Consider the following 16,362-nt stretch of genomic DNA (forward strand, 5'->3'; position numbering starts at 1 on the left):
CATTCTGGCCGACGCCGGGGAAGAGTGCGGCACGGACCTGCTTGTCGCCCTCGCGCAGGACACCACGGTGGACAGCGCTTGGCGTCTGGCGACCGTCCGCGCGCTGGCAGATCACGACGGCGAACGCGCCACGGCCGCCTTCGCCGATCTCGCTCGCGACCCCACACTGAAGCGCCGTCACCGGAGACACGCTCGGCGTGCCATGCCGTGAGCACACGACGCCCGGCCGGTCTCGCTGCTGCCTGCCCGGACCATCGGGTCCTGGCACTCCCCGCCGTTCGGGACGTCCCTGAACCCGCTCGCCAGGCTCGGGCTGGACATGAACAGCCGCCTCGAAGCGGGCCTGGCCCCTGCGCGGTCACGTGCCCAAGGCAGCAGTGCGGGTCGCCCCGCGTTCGGTAGGCGGTCCGATGCCCGGCGGGGCGGAGTCGGCCGAACACCCTGATGAGGTGCCGCGGCGCTACCAGTAGTGCTGTCGGCCGCCGACCGCGTGTCCTACCGCTCCAAGAATCCACAGAACAATCCCGATCGCGACCAGGATGATCCCGATGGTCCAGAGAATACCGATGCCGGCCAAAAGGCCGATGATGAGCAGAATGACTCCGAGGATGATCATGATGTCCTCCGGTAGAGGAGCGGCCCCCCTCTCTCCTTACAGCTCCCCGCCCTTATTCGGGGCAAACCCTGGGCTCGCCCTGACCAGCACATCCGCGTATACCGCACGTGAGCACCGCCGCCACGTAGCCAAGGCACGGCTTTGCTTCCCAGGCTCCCAGGCTGCGTGATGCCCGCGCTCGTACCTGCAGCGGAGCAGGTCGGACGACCCATTGGCTGCGCACTGAGCTCAGGTCCCGGTGAGAGCTGCGCACAGCTCCCACCGGGACCCGATGACGCACTAGAAGGTCAGGTTCCAGGCGTCGATCTTGCCGGTGTCCTGGGAGGCGACGTCACGGACGCGCAGCTTCCAGGTGCCCGCGGCCACTTCCGACGAGGCGTTCACGGTGTACGTCTTGGCGACGTTGTCGGTGCCGTCATTGTTCGGAAAGTCCTCGAGCGTATAGACCGTGCCGTCGGGGGCCACGAGAGAGAGCACGAGGTCGCCGCGGTAGGTGTGCTTGATGTCCACGCCGACCTTGAGCGTGGCCGGGGCGTTGCCGCTGACCCCGGTCACGGTGAGCGGAGACTCCACCGTGGAGTTGTCGGCGATGGCCACGTCCACAGTGTTCTCGAAGTACGCGCCGGGCGGCGGCGTGCCACCGACGGCCTTCAGCGCGTCGACCTGGCCCTCGCCGAAGAAACTGTTGTTGGCGGTCGTGCCCGTGCAGCGGCTGTCGGAGGGGCAGGCTGTGTCGGTGGCCTGGGCGGCCAGCTTGGCCCGGAGGTCCGCAGGCGTGGAGCCGGGGTTGGTGCTCGCCAGCAGTGCGGCCGCACCGGCGACGTGCGGGGAAGCCATCGACGTGCCGTTCATGGTGCCGTACTTGCCGCCGGGCAGCGTCGAGTAGACCCCGGACGCGCCGTCGCCGCCCGGGGCCGCGATGTCGATGATGTTCCGGCCGAGGTTGGAGTACGAGGCCTTGACGTTGCCATTGCCCATGGCTGCGACGGTGACCACGCCCGGCAGCTCGGTGGGGATGTCGATGCAGGCGTTGGTGATGGTGCGGGTGACGGGGGTCGAGTCGTTCGGGCTCGATGTGTCGGTCCGCTTGTTCGCCAGGTCGTAGTTGGAGTTGCCCGCGGCCGCGACCTGCAGCGAGCCCTTGCTCTCCGCGTACTCCTGGGCGCGCCTGACGCCCTCGATGATCGCTGCCTGGTCCACGTTGTCCGGGCAGTTGAACATCCACGGGTCTGTGTAATAGCTGTTGTTGGTGACCTTGAAGCTGTGGTCGCCGGCCCACATGAACCCGCAGACGGTGTTCTCGGCGAAGAACATGCTGGTGTTCGGCTCGGCGATCCGGACGGAGGAGACCTTGACGCCCGGGGCCACACCGATGACACCCTTGCCGTTCTTGGCCGCCGCGATCGTGCCCGCCACATGCGTGCCGTGGTCGCCGACGGGGCGCCATGCGCCGGTCCTCGTGTCCGCCTTGCCATAGGCGCAGGAGACGGAGTCCGCCGCGTCGAAGTTGGGTGCGATGTCCTGGTGCAGGTCGTCGACGCCGGTGTCGAGGACACCGACCTTGACCGCGGAGGAGCCGGTGGTCACGGCCCATGCCTTGTCGGCATTGATCTGGGTCATGTCCCAGCGGTTGGACTCGGTGAGGGTGGTCGTGGCCTGCGTGGGAGCAGCGGGAATTGCGGGGTTGTAGGCGTCGGCCGGAACATCCGAGGTCCGGGTGGCGCCGACCTGCTGGACCCCGCTGACGCCGCGCATGATGCCGGCGAAGGTCGTGGACGCCGAGTGCGCCACGATCACGCCGATTGCGTCGTAGTGTGCGAACACCGTGCCACCGTTGTCCGTGACAGCGGTCTGTACGGCCGAGGTGTCGCCCGGTGCGGTGATGACCAGGTAGGCCCGGGTACCGGCGGCCCACGAGGCCATGGGCGACGCGGAGGCCCCAGAAGTCCCCGACGTGGTCGTCGCTGCCTGGGCAGCCCCGACGGGAGTTACCAACGCGACGGCCGCGCCGAGGGCAGCGGCGGCCACGACCGAGCGTCTCAGACGGCCTGATATGAGGGTGAGCAATGCATCCTCCGAGAGCCCGGCGGCGCTGGTGGTGCCGACCGGGCCGATTGTGGGAAGTGGTGGACGCAAGATGTCAGACAATGGTCCCGGATGGAAAGGTTCCGATCACGCAAGTGCCTTCTCTGACCGGTGATTGGCTCTTGCAAGTGCCGTTGTCGAGTCAACAGAACTGGTTGACGCCGGAGTTCGACCCATGTTCCGTCGCTGATCGTCTGAATCCACTCGGTGGAACGGATGCGGACTGTGCTCGCGGTCATCGCGGTGAACGGCCGGGTGCCGGCAGCGGCAACGCTCCTGGTGGTCGCACAATTCTCCCGCCCGACAAGGGCGTTGTGCGCAGTTGCACCCTCAGCCGCACACCCTGCCGCCGAAGCAGCGTTGCGGACTGGCCACCGCGGCCTCGCCGCGCGCGTTTCAAGCCGGACCGCTCTGATCTCGCAGTCGTAAAATTTACGCAGAGGTGTCGAGACAAGGCGCGCGGCTATGAGGGCAGTGGGAAGTCACACGGTCAGGGAAGGCCGCTTCCGGCATCGACGGGCCGAGCTGGTCTACGACGACGCCGGTGAGGGCCCTCTCGCGGTGTATGCGCACGGCGGGTTCGTCAGTCAGGCCGTCGAGGACCGGATGGGCCTGTTCGACTGGGCGCCGGTCCTGGCCGCGGGGCAACGCCTGGTCCGCTATGACGCCCGGGGGCACGGGCGATCCACCGGCGACCCCGTGGACACCGACTACACCTATCCCTCCCTTGCCGGCGATCTGCTGGCCCTGCTCGATCACCTGGGCGCCGCCGAGCCCGTCGACGCCATGGGCGCGTCCATGGGATGCGGCAGCGTGCTGCACGCCGCTGTCCAGGCGCCCGACCGGTTCTCCCGACTGGTCCTGCTCATCCCACCTACGGCTTGGACGACGCGGGAGGCCCATGCTCAGGTCAACCGGGAATCCGCTGACACCATCGAACGAGAGGGAGTGGACGATTGGCTCGCCGCCAAGGGGAAACGGCCTCGCCCCGCAGCCGTAGCCGACGTTCCCGAGTTCCCACCGACGCCCGCCGAGCGGGTACTGCCGTCCGTTCTGCGCGGCCTGGCGCTGTCCGACCTGCCCTCCCCCACGGCAGTCGCGGCGCTGCGCCTGCCGGGCTTGATCCTGGCCTGGCCGGATGACCTGGGTCACCCCCTGTCGACCGCGGAAACGCTGGCCCACTTGCTTCCGCACGCCGACCTGCATGTGTCCCGAGCTCGCGCCGACATCCGGACCTGGGGGGAACGCATCGCCGAGTACCTGACCGGGCCCCGGCCATGATCGGCATCAGCACCTTTACGTTACGAGGTGGAGATCGCCGCGGCTCCGCACGAGGATCACACCGGCAACGACGCCGCCGACTGCGAGTCCGCCGTCGACCGGGGCCGATACGGGAATGCCCCGATACCGGCCACGAACTGGACGTGGTGCGCGTCCGGGGATCCTCCACAAACCCGGACCGGACGCAGCCCAGTCCTCGACCGGGAGCAAGCTCTGCATTGCCAGTGTCTCGTCGCGCAGATCTGGAAGCCGACACGGCGTTCGAGCTGCGTCGATAGCCGTGGGTGACCGTTCGAGATGCACGAGCGTGGGGGCGATGGTTCGCTGGTGCGGCCCGCTCTCCCCGTCACACCAAGGAGTGATCATGAGCGTTGCAGGCGAGTCTGGCGGTCGTTCCAAGCAGATGCGTCAGAAGGCCCAAGAGATGGAGCAGGCCGCGGAGCGTGCCACGGATCCGGAGGAGCGTCAGCGGCTGAAGGACAAGGCCCGTCGGCTCAAGGAAGAGAGCCAGCAGGAAAGCGGCATGGGCGGCCGGGACATCGACCCCATGCTGTAACGGCCCGTCGCAAGCACCGGCCGGTGGCAGCCCCCGCGACCCTCCAGGCGCGCGAGAGGCACTGGTTCGGTTCGCGAGAACCCTCGCGTACTGAACCGGGCCGCCGGCCGGTCATTTGTGTCTGTAGCAAGTTCTGGTCGGGTCAGTCTGCGGAGAGGGCCTGAAGCAGGTCCGGACCTTCGGGTCAGCATGCCTTGGCCTGGTGTCGTTGCCACAGATCGGCAGTGCGACCACGCCCGGCTCGGTCATTTTCTGCGCCGCCAGCAGTCCGGTCTCCTCCGCGCCGATGCATTCGGCACCGGGGGGTCGTGATCTCTCGCGCGGTCGTCGCGTGTCCGCCACGCCCGGGCCACCGCCCGGAAGGAGGCAGCCGGGAGACATACGGAGGTCGGGAGGCGCCGTTGGCGCAGTTGGGCCCGACGAAGGAGCACGAGAATGGCGATGCCGGCTCCGGCTGGTCTCCGAATGCCGTTGAAGAACCTGCTGTCCGGGCGACTTGGGCGGTGCGTTCATCGACGGAAGCCGGCTCGCGATGGCAAGGTTCAGGAGCCGTGGCCGCGATGGGCTACGGGGCGCGGCCAAGGCCGTGCCGCGGCATGGAACAAAGGATGTGGACTGATGGCAACAGGCACCGTGAAGTGGTTCAACGCCGACAAGGGCTTCGGCTTCATCCAACAGGACGACGGCGGCCCGGACGTGTTCGTCCACTTCTCCGCCATCCAGTCCACCGGCTTCAAAGAGCTGCAGGAGGGTGACAAGGTCGAATACGACGTCACCCAAGGCCCCAAGGGGCCGCAGGCAGAGCAAGTCCACCGCATGTAAGTAGGGCAGCATTCATCGCGCCAAGAAGTGCTGACCCTCGGTATCAGGGGCCTACGGCACGGTGCTGAGCCAGTGAGGGCGCGCGATGAACTCGTGCGCCTCCTGGACCGATGTTGGGGCCGCGCGCTCTCGTCGCCACCGGTCCGTTGTGGTCCCCGATGCAAGGGGGGCGGCTGGCCTCTGCGTTACGGCTGTTCGGGTTTGCGGGCCAGGAGGCAGCGGTGTTGCCTCCTCACCCGCTCGCTTGGCTCCTGCTCCCAGCGTGCGGTGACGACGACTCCGGCATGGCCCAGTAGTTCGGCGATGCGGTTCAGTGGCAGGAGGTAGGACTGGTACGACACCTGATGGCCATACCTCTGTGCCGGAGGCAAGTGCTCATTGCCGACACAGACCCCCAGCAGCAGGTAGCCGCCGGGCGTCGGCGTGCGGTGAAACTCGGCGAACACCACCGTCAGCTGCCCCGAGGGCTTCTCTGTTTGCCTGAGCGCGATCGCTGCCGCGGCTCGCGCCCGGGTGCGGGCTTGCTGCTGGGCCGTTCATGGCCGTGGTGCTTGAACAACGCCGACGATGACCGTGGCCACGACCTTGTGGACGGCTCCAGCCTCCGGCGGGCCGCCTTTCCGGTCGGCGAAAAGCATGTGTCCGGCCCCGATCAGCGTGGGAGCGAGGGTGTCGACGTCGGCATCCGCCGCGATGCGGCCCAGTTCGCGCTCGGTGGTGAGGTAGGAGGCGATCATGGCCGTAGCTTCCGTCAGTACCGGGATGCCGGTCGGCGTGGTCCGGCGGAGCCGGGCGCGCAGGTCATCCCGGGAGGTGACGAGGCCGACCATCGCCACAGCGACCGACCCGAACAGGTCCGTCAGAGCGCCGGTGAGGTTGTCGGCGACGCTGCCGGTCCCGGCGGAGTTGCGCAGGGCGGCGGCCTGGTTGTCGATCCGGCCGACGCGGTCCAGCACGAGCTCGGCGAGGAAGGCGTCGAAGTCGGCGAAGTGCCGGTGCAGGACGCCCTTGGCGCAGCCTGCCTCCGCGGTGACCGCGCGGCTGGTCAGCGCGCTCGGCCCGTCCCGGAGCAGGACACGCTCGGCGGCGTCGAACAGCTGCTCGCGCGCGTCGCGGATGGCTACCCCTGTCGGCACCGTGCATCTCTCCTTCGCTGGCTGGGCCCGTTTCGATTGACGAGTGGGCGCATGCCCATTCATAGTGGGCACATGCCCACTATACCGCCGGAGCGAGTGCCTCTTTCCGAACACGAGCCTCATGAACGCCGACAGGCAGCGGAATCGTTCGGCTCGGATGCCGAACGCTACGACCGGGCCCGGCCCCGCTATCCCGAAGGCATGGTGGACCGGATCGTCGCCTGCAGCCCCGGCCCCGACGTTCTCGACGTCGGCTGTGGTACCGGAATCGCCGCCCGACAGTTCCAGGCGGCCGGCTCCAGGGTGCTCGGGGTGGAGCCCGACGCGCGGATGACCGACCTGGCGCGGCAGCTCGGGGTCGAGGTTGACGTAGCGACGTTTGAAGGCTGGGACCCGGCCGGCCGGGAATTCGATGCGGTCGTCGCCGGCCAGGCCTGGCACTGGATAGACCCGGTGGCGGGAGCGTCCAAGGCCGCGCAGGTGCTGCGGCCCGGCGGTCGACTGGCAGCGTTCTGGAACGTGTTCCAGCTTCCGCCCGACGTGGCGGAAGCTTTCGCCGCGGTCTACCGGCGGGTGATGCCCGACTCGCCGTTCAACCTCCAAGTGATGACGAAGCAAGCCCTGTACGGATACCAGGTGCTGTTCACCAAGGCCGCCGACGGGATCCGAGAGGTGGGCGGGTTCAGCCACCCGGAGCAGTGGCGATTCGACTGGAAGTGGTCCTACACCCGGGACGCGTGGCTGGACCAGATGCCTACCCATGCCGCCCTCACCCAGCTGCCGCCCGACAAGCTGGCGGAGGTACTGGAGGGCGTCGGGGCCGCTATCGACGTAATGGGTGGCAGCTTCATGATGCGTTACGCGACGGTGGCGGTCACCGCGGCGCGAACCGCCGCCGCCTGACCCGACTCTGGTCGCCCTCCGCCGGCGGGGACGCAGGCCCAACCCGTGGTGCTGAATTCGTGCGAGTACCACTCTGCGCGCCGATATGACTCCCGGTGACGCGCCGCCGTTCGGTGCAGGCAAAGGGCCGGCTGCCGGATAGCCGTCTGCTCGGAGCATGGCCAGTTGAGGGCGGTCCGGAACCGCCACTCGACAAGGACGGCCATGCGCTTCTCGGCTCGGCCTCCTCCCGCTGCTTGTCGAAGAGGTTGACGCCGCAGGCCACGGTTTTGGTGGGCTCCCGGTCCCGAGCAAGGAGGTGCGGATGCACCGCGTCGAACTGCTTTGCCTTCGACGCCGCTGCCCGTCTCGCCGACGCGGCCGGGGACAACGCCGCCGTCCGCGCACACCTCGGACTCTCTGAGGCAGACCTCGACGTGCCGGATGCGCCGCTGACCCCAGCTATTGGTCACGCCGAATGATCACGTCAGGTGCAGCATGGGACGGCCTTCGTACGACGAACCCCGTACGGACGGGTGTCCGGTACGGCGATCCAGGGGGACCATGGAAGCCGAAGCACTCACTGGACAAGAGGGCAGGCCGCAAACAAGTGGACAGGCCGAGGACCGCGGCGGAAGACGGCCCACGCGGTCCGGCAGGTGGAAGGAGTGCCCGGGTGAGCGTAGCCGAAGGTAATCCGGATGACACCGGTAAGCCGGAGGAAAGATCATCGCAGCCGAGCGGGCTGTTGGACCTCCTCAGTGTCGCCGCCGTGCTGCTGGACGCCGAGGGGCGGATCGTCTTGTGGAGCCCGCAGGCCGAGGACCTGTACGGCTACACCGCCCAAGAGGCGCTCGGGCAGTACGCGGCGCCGCTACTCGTGCACGAACAGCACTGGGATCTGGTGATCAAGCAGTTCGCCGAGGTCATGGAGTCCGGCCAGAGCTGGGCCGGAGCGTTCCCCATTCGGCACAAGGACGGCAGCACCCGGTTGGTGGAGCTGCGTAACATGCGACTGCTGGACGACCGCGGCGACTTCTACGCCCTCGGGCTCGCCACCGACTCACCGACGCTTCGAAAGGTGGAGCGCGATGTCGCACTGTCCACCCGGCTGATCTCCCAGTCCCCCATCGGGCTGGCGATCCTCGACACCGATCTGCGGTACCTGGCCGTCAACCCCGCCCTGGAGCAGATGCACGGCATACCCGCGAAAGACCACCTCGGCCGGCACTACCGCGAGATCATGACCTCAGCGAAGTTCGAGGTACCCGAGGTCGCGATGCGGCAGGTCCTCGAGACCGGGATCCCCATGGTCGACCAGTCCACCATCGTCGGCCACACGCCTGCGGACGACCACAAGCATGCCTGGTCAATCTCGTTGTACCGGCTGGATGACCCCCAGGGACGTGTACTCGGGGTGGCCGACCTGGTGGTGGATGTCACCGACCGTTATCAGGCAGCCATGGAGGCTGCCGAGGCCCGGCGGCGCCTGGCCCTGATCGCCGACGGCTCCATTCGCATCGGCACCACCTTGGAAGTGGAACAGACCGCCCAAGAGCTGGGCGAGGTCACCGTTCCCGAGCTCGCCGACGTGGTCGCGGTCAACGTCCTCGACTCCGTCCTGGAAGACGGCCACCCAGCATCCCGCGACGGCCCTACCCTTTTTCGCGCCCTCGCGGTGAAGGCCGCCTATCCGACCGAAGCCGCTGAGGCCGCCGACCCACCCGGCCACCTCGCCGCCTACGACACCGACCGGCTGGCCACCCAATGCGTACGCACCGGCCGCCCGATCCTGATCACGCACGCGGACAACAACGACCTGGCGCGCCTCGCCCGCGACCGGCACGCCGCCACTCTGCTGGCCCGCGCCGGCGTGCACTCGTACATGCTGGCCCCGCTCACCGCCCGCGGCCAGATCCTCGGCTTCGTAAGTCTCACCCGCGCCCGCAACCCCCTGCCCTTCGACGAGGACGACCTCGCCCTCGCCACTGAACTGGCCTCCCGCGCCGCCGTGTGCATCGACAACGCCCGCACGCACCAGAGCGTGCGCAACGCCGCCGAGACCCTGCAACGCAGCCTCCTTCCGGAACACCCGCCGCACCTTCCAGGCCTGGAGGTCGCCTCCCGGTACCGGCCCGCACAGGCCACCTACGAGATCGGCGGCGACTGGTACGACGTCCTCCCGCTCGACAGGGACAAGACCGCACTCGTCGTGGGCGACGTCATGGGCAGCGGCATTGACGCCGCCGCCACCATGGGCCGCCTGCGTACCGCCACCAGCGCCTTCGCCGACCTCGACCTCGACCCCGCCCAGGTCCTCCAGCACCTCGACAAGATCACCTCGGGGCTGGAGCACTACATCGCCACCTGCGTGTACGCCGTCTACGACCCACACCGCGCCGACTGCCACATCGCCACCGCCGGCCACCTGCCCCCCGCCCTCGTGCGCAGCGGCAGGCGCCCCGAACTGCTCGACCTGCCCACCGGCACCCCGTTGGGAGTGGGCGGCGTCGCCTTCGAGACCACCACTTTCGACCTCGGCCCCGGTGACCAGCTGGTCCTGTATACCGACGGACTGGTCGAAACCCGCCACCACCCCATCGACGAGCGCCTGGAAACCCTCCTCCACCTGTTGGACAGGCCCGACCGCCCCCTGGAGGAAACCTGCGACCGGCTCCTTCACGAACTCCGGCGTCCCGACGACCCCGATGACGTCGCCCTGCTCATCGCCCGCGTGCAGCCCTTCATGCCCAGCTCTGAACATCTTCAGCGTTGATCGGGCAGGAGTTCCGTTGACGGGGCCCGGCGATGGTTTGGCCCCGTGGTGGGTGTGGACTGTGGCGCTTGATCGGAGGGCCACACCGGATGGCCGAGATGGCCCTCCGTCCAGTAGCCGTCAGCTCCGTCCGGAACCCATGCCTGACTCCGTGCGGGCGGGTGTAAGTCGCTCGTCGCCGGGCCCAGGGGTTCTCGTTCGGTCCTTGTGCTTCCCGCCGCGCTCGGCGCGCTGCCGCCCGGGGTGGGGCTGGAGGCTGAGCGGGCCGAACTCGTCCATGCAGAAGACGACTTCGGGCTCACGGCCCTCGGGTATGACCCAGCGGTCGCGGGAGGTCTTCCAGGTCTTCATGCGTTGAAACGAGATGCCCTCCTCGCGGAGCAGGACCCGAAGAACCTCGTGGCTGATGTCGTCGACCACCCCCTCGGCGACCAGGAAATCAGCCAGCCTGGCCAGGCTCCAGGTCGTGAGCGACTCAAAGCCGTCGTCGTTGAAGCCGTGAATCACGTCCCGGACCCGGTCCGCGCTGGTGAACGTCACCTCGGCGATCCTCGCGACGGGCATGCCCTGCGCGGACAGCAGCACCGTCTGGGCCCGCCGCTATGTCACCACCCACCCGCTGCCCCGGCGGACGATCCGCACAAGGCGCCGCCCTTCGTCGTCATCGATCTCGCGGGCGCGTACTCGTTCTGCCACCCGGGCAGCCTGACGACACAACGCTGCCCGAACGGTCCCTCGCCGCATACGGGCTGACCGTCGACATCAGGATGACTGCGGTCGCTGTAGTCCCTGGAGGAGCAGTTCGACCAATCGGCGGGGGTCATAGCGGGGATCGCTGTCACGTCCGATGCAGAGGTTGCCGATGCCGCGCATCAGTTCGTAGGCATGCGTACCGGGCCTGATCTCGCCGGCGTTGACTGCGGCGTCGAGCAACTGCGCGCAGACGGGCACCAAGCGGTCGAGGAAGTAGGTGTGCAGCGCATCGAAGCCGCTGCTGTCCGATTGCAGCGCGTTAGCGAGTCCGTGCTTCGTGACCAGGAAATCAACGAAGAGGTCGACCCACTGACGGAGCGCTGCGAGCGGAGAGTCGGCACTGACCAGCAGGGTGGGACCGGCCTCGGCGCAGGCCTCGACCTGGTGGCGGTAGACGGCGACGACGAGATCCGCCCGATTTGGGAAGTGGCGGTAGATCGTCCCCATCCCAACGCCGGCTCTGGCCGCGATCTCACGGATCGGCGCGTCGACGCCGGAGGTGACGAACACCGCAGCGGCGGCGGTAAGCAGCGTCTGCTGGTTGCGCAGCGCGTCGGCCCGCTTGCTTCGGGCCGGCACGTCCCCGGACTGGCTTGTAGTGGGCACCACGCTCTCCTTCCGACGGCCGTTGACAAAGCGGAACACTGCTCCGTATATTAAACGGAACAACGCTCCGGTTTTCAGTCTAGCTGAAGCCGCACGCTCCTGACCGCCTCACCCGCCGCCGGCCGAATAAGACCGGCAGCAGAGGCCATGGAAGGCAAATACGCATCATGAGTGAATCGACATACACAGCCGACGCCGTCAACTCGCCCACTCCCGTCCTCTCGGTCAGTCCGGTTGTGCTGTCAGCTCCCGGCCGAGCCGTGGACCTGCAGATGCGAGTCTCCGCTCCCGTGACCGGGAGCGAGCTGCCGGTCATCCTTCTCTCACACGGCCAGGGCTACTCGAACCACCTCTCCTCACTGAACGGCTACGCCCCACTCGCCAACTTCTGGGCGGCGCACGGCTTCGTCGTGATCCAGCCCACCCATCTGAGCTCGAAGACGCTGAGTCTGGATCCCGATACCCCCGGGGCGCCTCTGTACTGGCGATCACGGGCCGAGGACATGAAGCGCATCCTCGACCAGCTCGACGTGATCGAGGCCGCCGTTCCGCAGCTCCTCGGGCGCCTGGACCGAAGCAAGGTCGCCGTGGCCGGGCACTCGATGGGCGGACACACCGCGAGCCTGCTGCTGGGCGCCCGGCTCACCGATCCGCACGACGGAACGGAAGTGAACCTGGCCGAGCCCCGGATCAAGGCGGGTGTACTGCTTGCCGCGCCCGGCAGAGGCGGCGACGCCCTCACCGAGTCCGCAGCCGAGAACTACTCGTTCTTCTTGACCACGGACTTCTCCGAAATGACGACGCCCGCGCTCGTGGTCGCCGGCGACAAAGACACCTCTACCCACCTGACGGTTCGGGGCCCGGACTGGCACACCGATCCGTACTTCCTCTCCCCGGGCCCCAAGTCCCTGCTCACCCTGTTTGACGCAGAGCACGGGCTCGGCGGGGTCTCTGGATATGACGTCGCCGAGACGACGGACGAGAACCCCGAGCGAGTGTCTGCGGTCCAGCGGCTCACCTGGGCCTACCTCCGCACCGAGCTCTACCCCGGGGATTCCGCCTGGCAGGCAGCGCGTGACGCGGTGACGGCCGGCCCCAACCCGCCGGGGCGGGTCGAATCCCGCGCACGTCAAGCAGTTGAATAAGTCGTCCCGGAAGCGTGACGCTTCCGCGCACACCTCTCCCCGGACAGCATCAGGCAGCAGACTCACCCTCACGGCCTTCGTCATGATCAGTGCACCTTGGTCGGAGCACATGATCAGACGAAGGCCGCCCGCACGTCTGCCGAACAGCACAACCAGAAATCAAGTTCGAGTGACGTTCGGACGCTGGTGAGTAACTCAGGCGGCAACCAGTGAGGCGCGGATCCGACTGACGGCACGCAGGACCTCGTCTCGGTTCTTCGCTCGCTTGATCCATGCCGGAAGGCGGGCCACCAAGGTCATCTTTTGTCCGGTGTCGTACCAGGGCGCTCGTTCTCGCAGCGACGCTTGGACGAAACGGCGGATCAGGTCGAGATGTTCGAGGTTGTACGCCCACAACCACCCATGCCTGGTCTCAACCTGGAACCACAGCGGCATACCGAAGTATGGATCCGTCGCGGGTTGAGCTGTGCCACGGGAGAGCGTGACAAGACGGCCGCTCCACACCCGTGACAGTCCGCAGCCACGGCAGACCAGACGTCGCGGCCTGAACAGCATCCGACCTCCGGGATCGGAGTCTTCGGGCGCTGGAATGACACGAGCGGCCTTCGCACAACCGGGGCATCGCACAATGATCGAGCTGATGAAGTCGTACTCGGTACTGCGCGGATCCCGGAACCGACCGGAGAGCAAGGCCATGCGCTGAGTATGCAGCTGCCCCACAGATCAGCGCATCCCGATTCGACCACTCACGCTCAGGCCCGCCGGCACCCTGCCAGAGCCGGACGAAGGTTCAAGAACAAGCTAAGTGCCTGTTCTTGAACCGGTAGGTCGGCGCGACTGCATATGACAAGATCAGCTTGTGGCTCGACATTCGGTGACCTTGAGCAGAATCGAGCTCGCAGACTGGCGAGCTGTCTACTCCTGGGCCTCCCTCGCCCAGGTCTGCCGCTTCCAGGCCTGGGGACCGAACACCGAAGAGCAAACGCGCGCGTTCGTGGCGACTGCGGTCGAGGCCTGGGCGCACTCTTTGATGTGGCCGTAGAGCTTCGCCCGGCGCCTGCGGCGGGGCTCGCGGCCAGGGTCTTTGTGCCTGCCCCGCGTTCGGCCCACTGTTGGCCGGGGTGGGGCATCAGGTTGAGCGGGCCTAACTCGTCCATGCAGAAGACGACTTCGGGCTCGCCTTCCTCGGGTATGACCTCGCCGTCAGCGATCGCGTAGAGGTGTTCGACACGGGCCTTCTTGGCCGCGTAGTCGGGGTCGCGGGAGGTCTTCCAGGTCTTCAGGCGTTGAAAGGAGACGCCTTCCTCGCGGAGCAGGATGCGCAGGCCCTCGTGGCTGATGTCGTCGACCACCCCCTCGGCGACCAGGAAATCCGCCAGCTTGGACAGACTCCAGGTGGAAAACGGCAGGCCGTCAGTCTGGTAGCCATGCCTCCCGGAACGGGATCCCGAGAGGCTCGTCCCTTGCAACTGCCCTGTCCTCGAGCCTTGGACGCGTGCCAACGGAGCAGGAGCGACGTCACGCGATCACAGTGGTCAGCCTTGAGGCTCCTGCGGTTTGACCTCGACCTCGCTCAGGCTCTGGTCTTTGAGTTCGGTGCGTGCCTCGGTTCGGTGTCCCCGGGCGATGTAGTCACGCACGACCGCTTCGACGGCGTCCTGGGGCGAGCCGACCCCGGCCAGGACCATTACTTCCACCACCAGTTCGGCATCGAGACTGATGTTGACCTTGGCCACGAGCGGCCCCCTTCATCGGTCCGGGACTCTAACAGCCGCACAGCAGCGACTCGTTCCCGCTGCGGTTCAATGGCACGGAACAACAACAGGGCGAACGTTGCCTGATGCGGCACTAGACGGCCTGTGCCAGCTGGTCCGGCCGTGTCGTCCGTGGGGCAGCTCGACGGGCTCGCTTGCGGGTGAGTCGTCTGGTCATGAGCGTGATCGCGGCCCAAGGTCCCACCCTTTCGAACTACAACTGCGCGCTCAGCTGACGGCAGCGCCGAACCACTTGGGCAGCTGGCTGAGCAGATCCTGCTGATCTTCACCGACCCACGCCACGTGGCCGTCCGGCCGCAGCAGCGCTGCGGGCGCGTCCAGTTCCTCGCTGATGTCGACGACGTGGTCGACTCGATCTGCCCAACCTGCCACCGTAAGCAGGCCGGTCTGGTCGAGCAGTAGTCCGCGGCCGCCGTGCATCATCTCGTAGAGGCGACCCTGCTTCAGCTTCACGTCCCGCATCCGCCGGCCGAGCAGTTCATGCCCCTCGCCGAAGTCGTAGCGGACCCCGACCGCGGTGATGATCCCGGTCACGTACCGGTTCACCTCCTCGAAGTCCATCAGCTTCGAGAACAGCTCCCGCAGCGCGGTCGCACCCGGATCGGTCCCCAGCAGCGTGATCTGCGCGCGGGTGTTGTCCAGCACGCGGGCGCCCACCGGGTGCCGTTCGGCGTGGTAGCTGTCCAGCAGCCCCTCCGGCGCCCAGCCGTTGACCGCGGCGGCCAGTTTCCAGCCGAGGTTGAACGCGTCCTGCACGCCGAGGTTCAGCCCCTGCCCGCCGGTCGGCGGGTGGATGTGCGCTGCGTCTCCGGCCAGCAGCACCCGGCCGACCCGGTAGCGCTCGGCCTGCCGGGTGGCGTCGCCGAACCGGGACAGCCAGCGCGGCGAGTGCACGCCGAAGTCGGTACCGGCGAACGCCCGCAGCTGCTGCTTGAACTCCTCGAGGGTCGGCGCGGTCACACGGTCCTCGGCCACCCCGTCGGCCGGCACGACAACGCGGCACACCCCGTCCTCGTCGGGGGTGACGCCGAACCGCAGTTGGGTCTTGCGGACTTCCTCGACGACGGCGGCAATCGTCGCCGGATCCTCGGTCACCTCCATTTCACCCAGCAGCGTCTCGATTTTGGCGGGCTCGCCGGGGAAACCGACGCCGAGCAGCTTGCGCACCGCACTGCGGCCGCCGTCACACCCGACGAGGTAGCGCGAGCGCACGTGCGTGCCGTCCGCCAGCTCGACGGTCACCCCGTCCTCGTCCTGGCTCAGCCCGACCACTTCGCAGCCGCGCCGGATCTCGGTACCGAGTTCGACGGCGCGCTCGTTGAGCAGCCGCTCGGTGACGGGCTGCGGGGTGGCGAGGCCGTACGCGTGAGCCGTGTCCAACCGGTCCGGCCACGGCTTGACGATGCCGCCGAAGAGACCGCCGACCTGGAACTTCTCACTGACCGCGAGGAACCGGTCCAGCAGGCCGCGCTGGTCCATCATCTCGACGCTGCGCGTGTGCAGGCCCTGCCCGCGGGACTGCTCGGTCGGCTCGGTCAACTTCTCCAGCACGACCACGTGCACTCCGGCCAGCCGCAGCTCGCCGGCCAGCATCAAGCCGGTCGGTCCGCCGCCGACCACGATCACGTCAATCATCAAAACGCCCATTCAACGAGATTGGATTTCGGCCAGCCGCTCCGCGCAGTCCGACGGCAGGCACACCCGCACCTCCGCGCCGAGTGCCCGCAACCGCACCGCGAGTCCCACGGGCGGTTCGACGTTCCCGCGCGGCCCATACGTCGACAACAACGCACGCACTTCGCGGATCTGTTATTTCCGCAGGTTCTGGCCTTGGCCGACGATTCTGCAGCACGACCCGGGCCTTGCCGCAAGCCCCCCGGTGCGCTATATGTTGAGAGTGGCAAGGAGTGGTATCTCCTTGCCCTTTGT

At 67.7% G+C, this 16,362-nt stretch carries 15 protein-coding genes and 1 pseudogene; 6 read left to right on the plus strand and 10 right to left on the minus strand.

The window, feature by feature from the left end:
* Window positions 1-460 precede the first annotated feature (460 nt).
* Entirely contained in the window at window positions 461-616 is a 156-nt protein-coding gene (locus tag OG735_RS02230; RefSeq protein WP_327321419.1) for a DUF6131 family protein, read from the minus strand.
* A gap of 279 nt (window positions 617-895) precedes the next feature.
* Window positions 896-2,539: a S8 family peptidase gene (locus tag OG735_RS02235; RefSeq protein ID WP_327321420.1), complete on the minus strand. Its 1,644-nt coding sequence runs from the start codon at window positions 2,537-2,539 to the stop codon at window positions 896-898.
* A 627-nt stretch (window positions 2,540-3,166) separates the two neighbouring features.
* Here OG735_RS02235 and OG735_RS02240 point away from each other — a divergent pair.
* The 3 genes from OG735_RS02240 to OG735_RS02250 all read left to right on the plus strand — a co-directional run bounded on the left by OG735_RS02240 (window position 3,167) and on the right by OG735_RS02250 (window position 5,360).
* The gene (locus OG735_RS02240) at window positions 3,167-3,982 is read left to right on the plus strand and encodes an alpha/beta fold hydrolase (protein ID WP_327321421.1); all 816 of its coding nucleotides are present in this window, start codon (window positions 3,167-3,169) and stop codon (window positions 3,980-3,982) included.
* 364 nt (window positions 3,983-4,346) lie between these two features.
* The gene (locus tag OG735_RS02245) at window positions 4,347-4,538 is read left to right on the plus strand and encodes a DUF6381 family protein (RefSeq protein WP_327321422.1); all 192 of its coding nucleotides are present in this window, start codon (window positions 4,347-4,349) and stop codon (window positions 4,536-4,538) included.
* 618 nt (window positions 4,539-5,156) lie between these two features.
* Window positions 5,157-5,360, plus strand: coding sequence for a cold-shock protein (locus OG735_RS02250; RefSeq protein ID WP_327321423.1), 204 nt, complete (start codon window positions 5,157-5,159; stop codon window positions 5,358-5,360).
* 185 nt (window positions 5,361-5,545) lie between these two features.
* Here the strand turns inward: OG735_RS02250 and OG735_RS02255 are convergent, their stop codons facing one another.
* Together OG735_RS02255 and OG735_RS02260 are read right to left on the minus strand one after the other, a co-directional pair.
* Entirely contained in the window at window positions 5,546-5,809 is a 264-nt protein-coding gene (locus OG735_RS02255; RefSeq protein ID WP_327321424.1) for a hypothetical protein, read from the minus strand.
* 87 nt (window positions 5,810-5,896) lie between these two features.
* Window positions 5,897-6,496 (minus strand): TetR/AcrR family transcriptional regulator, encoded by a 600-nt coding sequence (locus OG735_RS02260; RefSeq protein ID WP_327321425.1) that lies wholly within the window; start codon window positions 6,494-6,496, stop codon window positions 5,897-5,899.
* 72 nt (window positions 6,497-6,568) lie between these two features.
* Between OG735_RS02260 and OG735_RS02265 the strand changes: the two genes are divergently transcribed.
* Together OG735_RS02265 and OG735_RS02270 are read left to right on the plus strand one after the other, a co-directional pair.
* The gene (locus tag OG735_RS02265; RefSeq protein ID WP_327321426.1) at window positions 6,569-7,399 is read left to right on the plus strand and encodes a class I SAM-dependent methyltransferase; all 831 of its coding nucleotides are present in this window, start codon (window positions 6,569-6,571) and stop codon (window positions 7,397-7,399) included.
* A gap of 655 nt (window positions 7,400-8,054) precedes the next feature.
* Window positions 8,055-10,154: a SpoIIE family protein phosphatase gene (locus OG735_RS02270; protein WP_327321427.1), complete on the plus strand. Its 2,100-nt coding sequence runs from the start codon at window positions 8,055-8,057 to the stop codon at window positions 10,152-10,154.
* Between the two features lie 120 nt (window positions 10,155-10,274).
* Here OG735_RS02270 and OG735_RS02275 read toward each other — a convergent pair whose 3' ends face one another.
* Together OG735_RS02275 and OG735_RS02280 are read right to left on the minus strand one after the other, a co-directional pair.
* On the minus strand, window positions 10,275-10,694 hold the full coding sequence (locus OG735_RS02275; RefSeq protein ID WP_442812369.1) for a hypothetical protein: 420 nt from the start codon (window positions 10,692-10,694) through the stop codon (window positions 10,275-10,277).
* 222 nt (window positions 10,695-10,916) lie between these two features.
* On the minus strand, window positions 10,917-11,513 hold the full coding sequence (locus tag OG735_RS02280) for a TetR/AcrR family transcriptional regulator (protein WP_327321428.1): 597 nt from the start codon (window positions 11,511-11,513) through the stop codon (window positions 10,917-10,919).
* A 167-nt stretch (window positions 11,514-11,680) separates the two neighbouring features.
* Between OG735_RS02280 and OG735_RS02285 the strand changes: the two genes are divergently transcribed.
* Window positions 11,681-12,658, plus strand: coding sequence for an alpha/beta hydrolase family protein (locus tag OG735_RS02285; protein ID WP_327321429.1), 978 nt, complete (start codon window positions 11,681-11,683; stop codon window positions 12,656-12,658).
* Window positions 12,659-12,853: 195 nt separating this feature from the next.
* Here OG735_RS02285 and OG735_RS02290 read toward each other — a convergent pair whose 3' ends face one another.
* The 4 genes and pseudogenes from OG735_RS02290 to rox all read right to left on the minus strand — a co-directional run bounded on the left by OG735_RS02290 (window position 12,854) and on the right by rox (window position 16,068).
* Window positions 12,854-13,354 (minus strand): hypothetical protein, encoded by a 501-nt coding sequence (locus tag OG735_RS02290; RefSeq protein WP_327321430.1) that lies wholly within the window; start codon window positions 13,352-13,354, stop codon window positions 12,854-12,856.
* 330 nt (window positions 13,355-13,684) lie between these two features.
* Window positions 13,685-14,127: pseudogene (locus tag OG735_RS02295) on the minus strand (IS630 family transposase); the annotation flags it as partial.
* Between the two features lie 66 nt (window positions 14,128-14,193).
* Window positions 14,194-14,394: a type II toxin-antitoxin system VapB family antitoxin gene (locus OG735_RS02300; protein WP_327321431.1), complete on the minus strand. Its 201-nt coding sequence runs from the start codon at window positions 14,392-14,394 to the stop codon at window positions 14,194-14,196.
* 246 nt (window positions 14,395-14,640) lie between these two features.
* Window positions 14,641-16,068 carry a rifampin monooxygenase gene (gene rox / locus OG735_RS02305; protein ID WP_327321432.1) on the minus strand — a complete coding sequence of 476 codons (1,428 nt, stop codon included), beginning with the start codon at window positions 16,066-16,068 and terminating at the stop codon, window positions 14,641-14,643.
* Window positions 16,069-16,362: the final 294 nt, after the last annotated feature.

Origin of the sequence: Streptomyces sp. NBC_01210, assembly GCF_036010325.1 — a bacterium.
Taxonomy (GTDB): domain Bacteria; phylum Actinomycetota; class Actinomycetes; order Streptomycetales; family Streptomycetaceae; genus Streptomyces.

Excerpts from the sequence above, each read along its gene's own strand:
- OG735_RS02240 (WP_327321421.1), top strand. The coding sequence starts at position 3,167 with ATGAGGGCAGTGGGAAGTCACACGGTCAGGGAAGGCCGCTTCCGGCAT.
- OG735_RS02265 (WP_327321426.1), top strand. The coding sequence starts at position 6,569 with ATGCCCACTATACCGCCGGAGCGAGTGCCTCTTTCCGAACACGAGCCT.
- OG735_RS02235 (WP_327321420.1), bottom strand. The coding sequence starts at position 2,539 with ATGGCCTCGTGGGCCGCCGGTACCCGGGCCTACCTGGTCATCACCGCA.
- OG735_RS02245 (WP_327321422.1), top strand. The coding sequence starts at position 4,347 with ATGAGCGTTGCAGGCGAGTCTGGCGGTCGTTCCAAGCAGATGCGTCAG.
- OG735_RS02285 (WP_327321429.1), top strand. The coding sequence starts at position 11,681 with ATGAGTGAATCGACATACACAGCCGACGCCGTCAACTCGCCCACTCCC.
- rox (WP_327321432.1), bottom strand. The coding sequence starts at position 16,068 with ATGATTGACGTGATCGTGGTCGGCGGCGGACCGACCGGCTTGATGCTG.
- OG735_RS02290 (WP_327321430.1), bottom strand. The coding sequence starts at position 13,354 with ATGGCCTTGCTCTCCGGTCGGTTCCGGGATCCGCGCAGTACCGAGTAC.
- OG735_RS02230 (WP_327321419.1), bottom strand. The coding sequence starts at position 616 with ATGATCATCCTCGGAGTCATTCTGCTCATCATCGGCCTTTTGGCCGGC.
- OG735_RS02250 (WP_327321423.1), top strand. The coding sequence starts at position 5,157 with ATGGCAACAGGCACCGTGAAGTGGTTCAACGCCGACAAGGGCTTCGGC.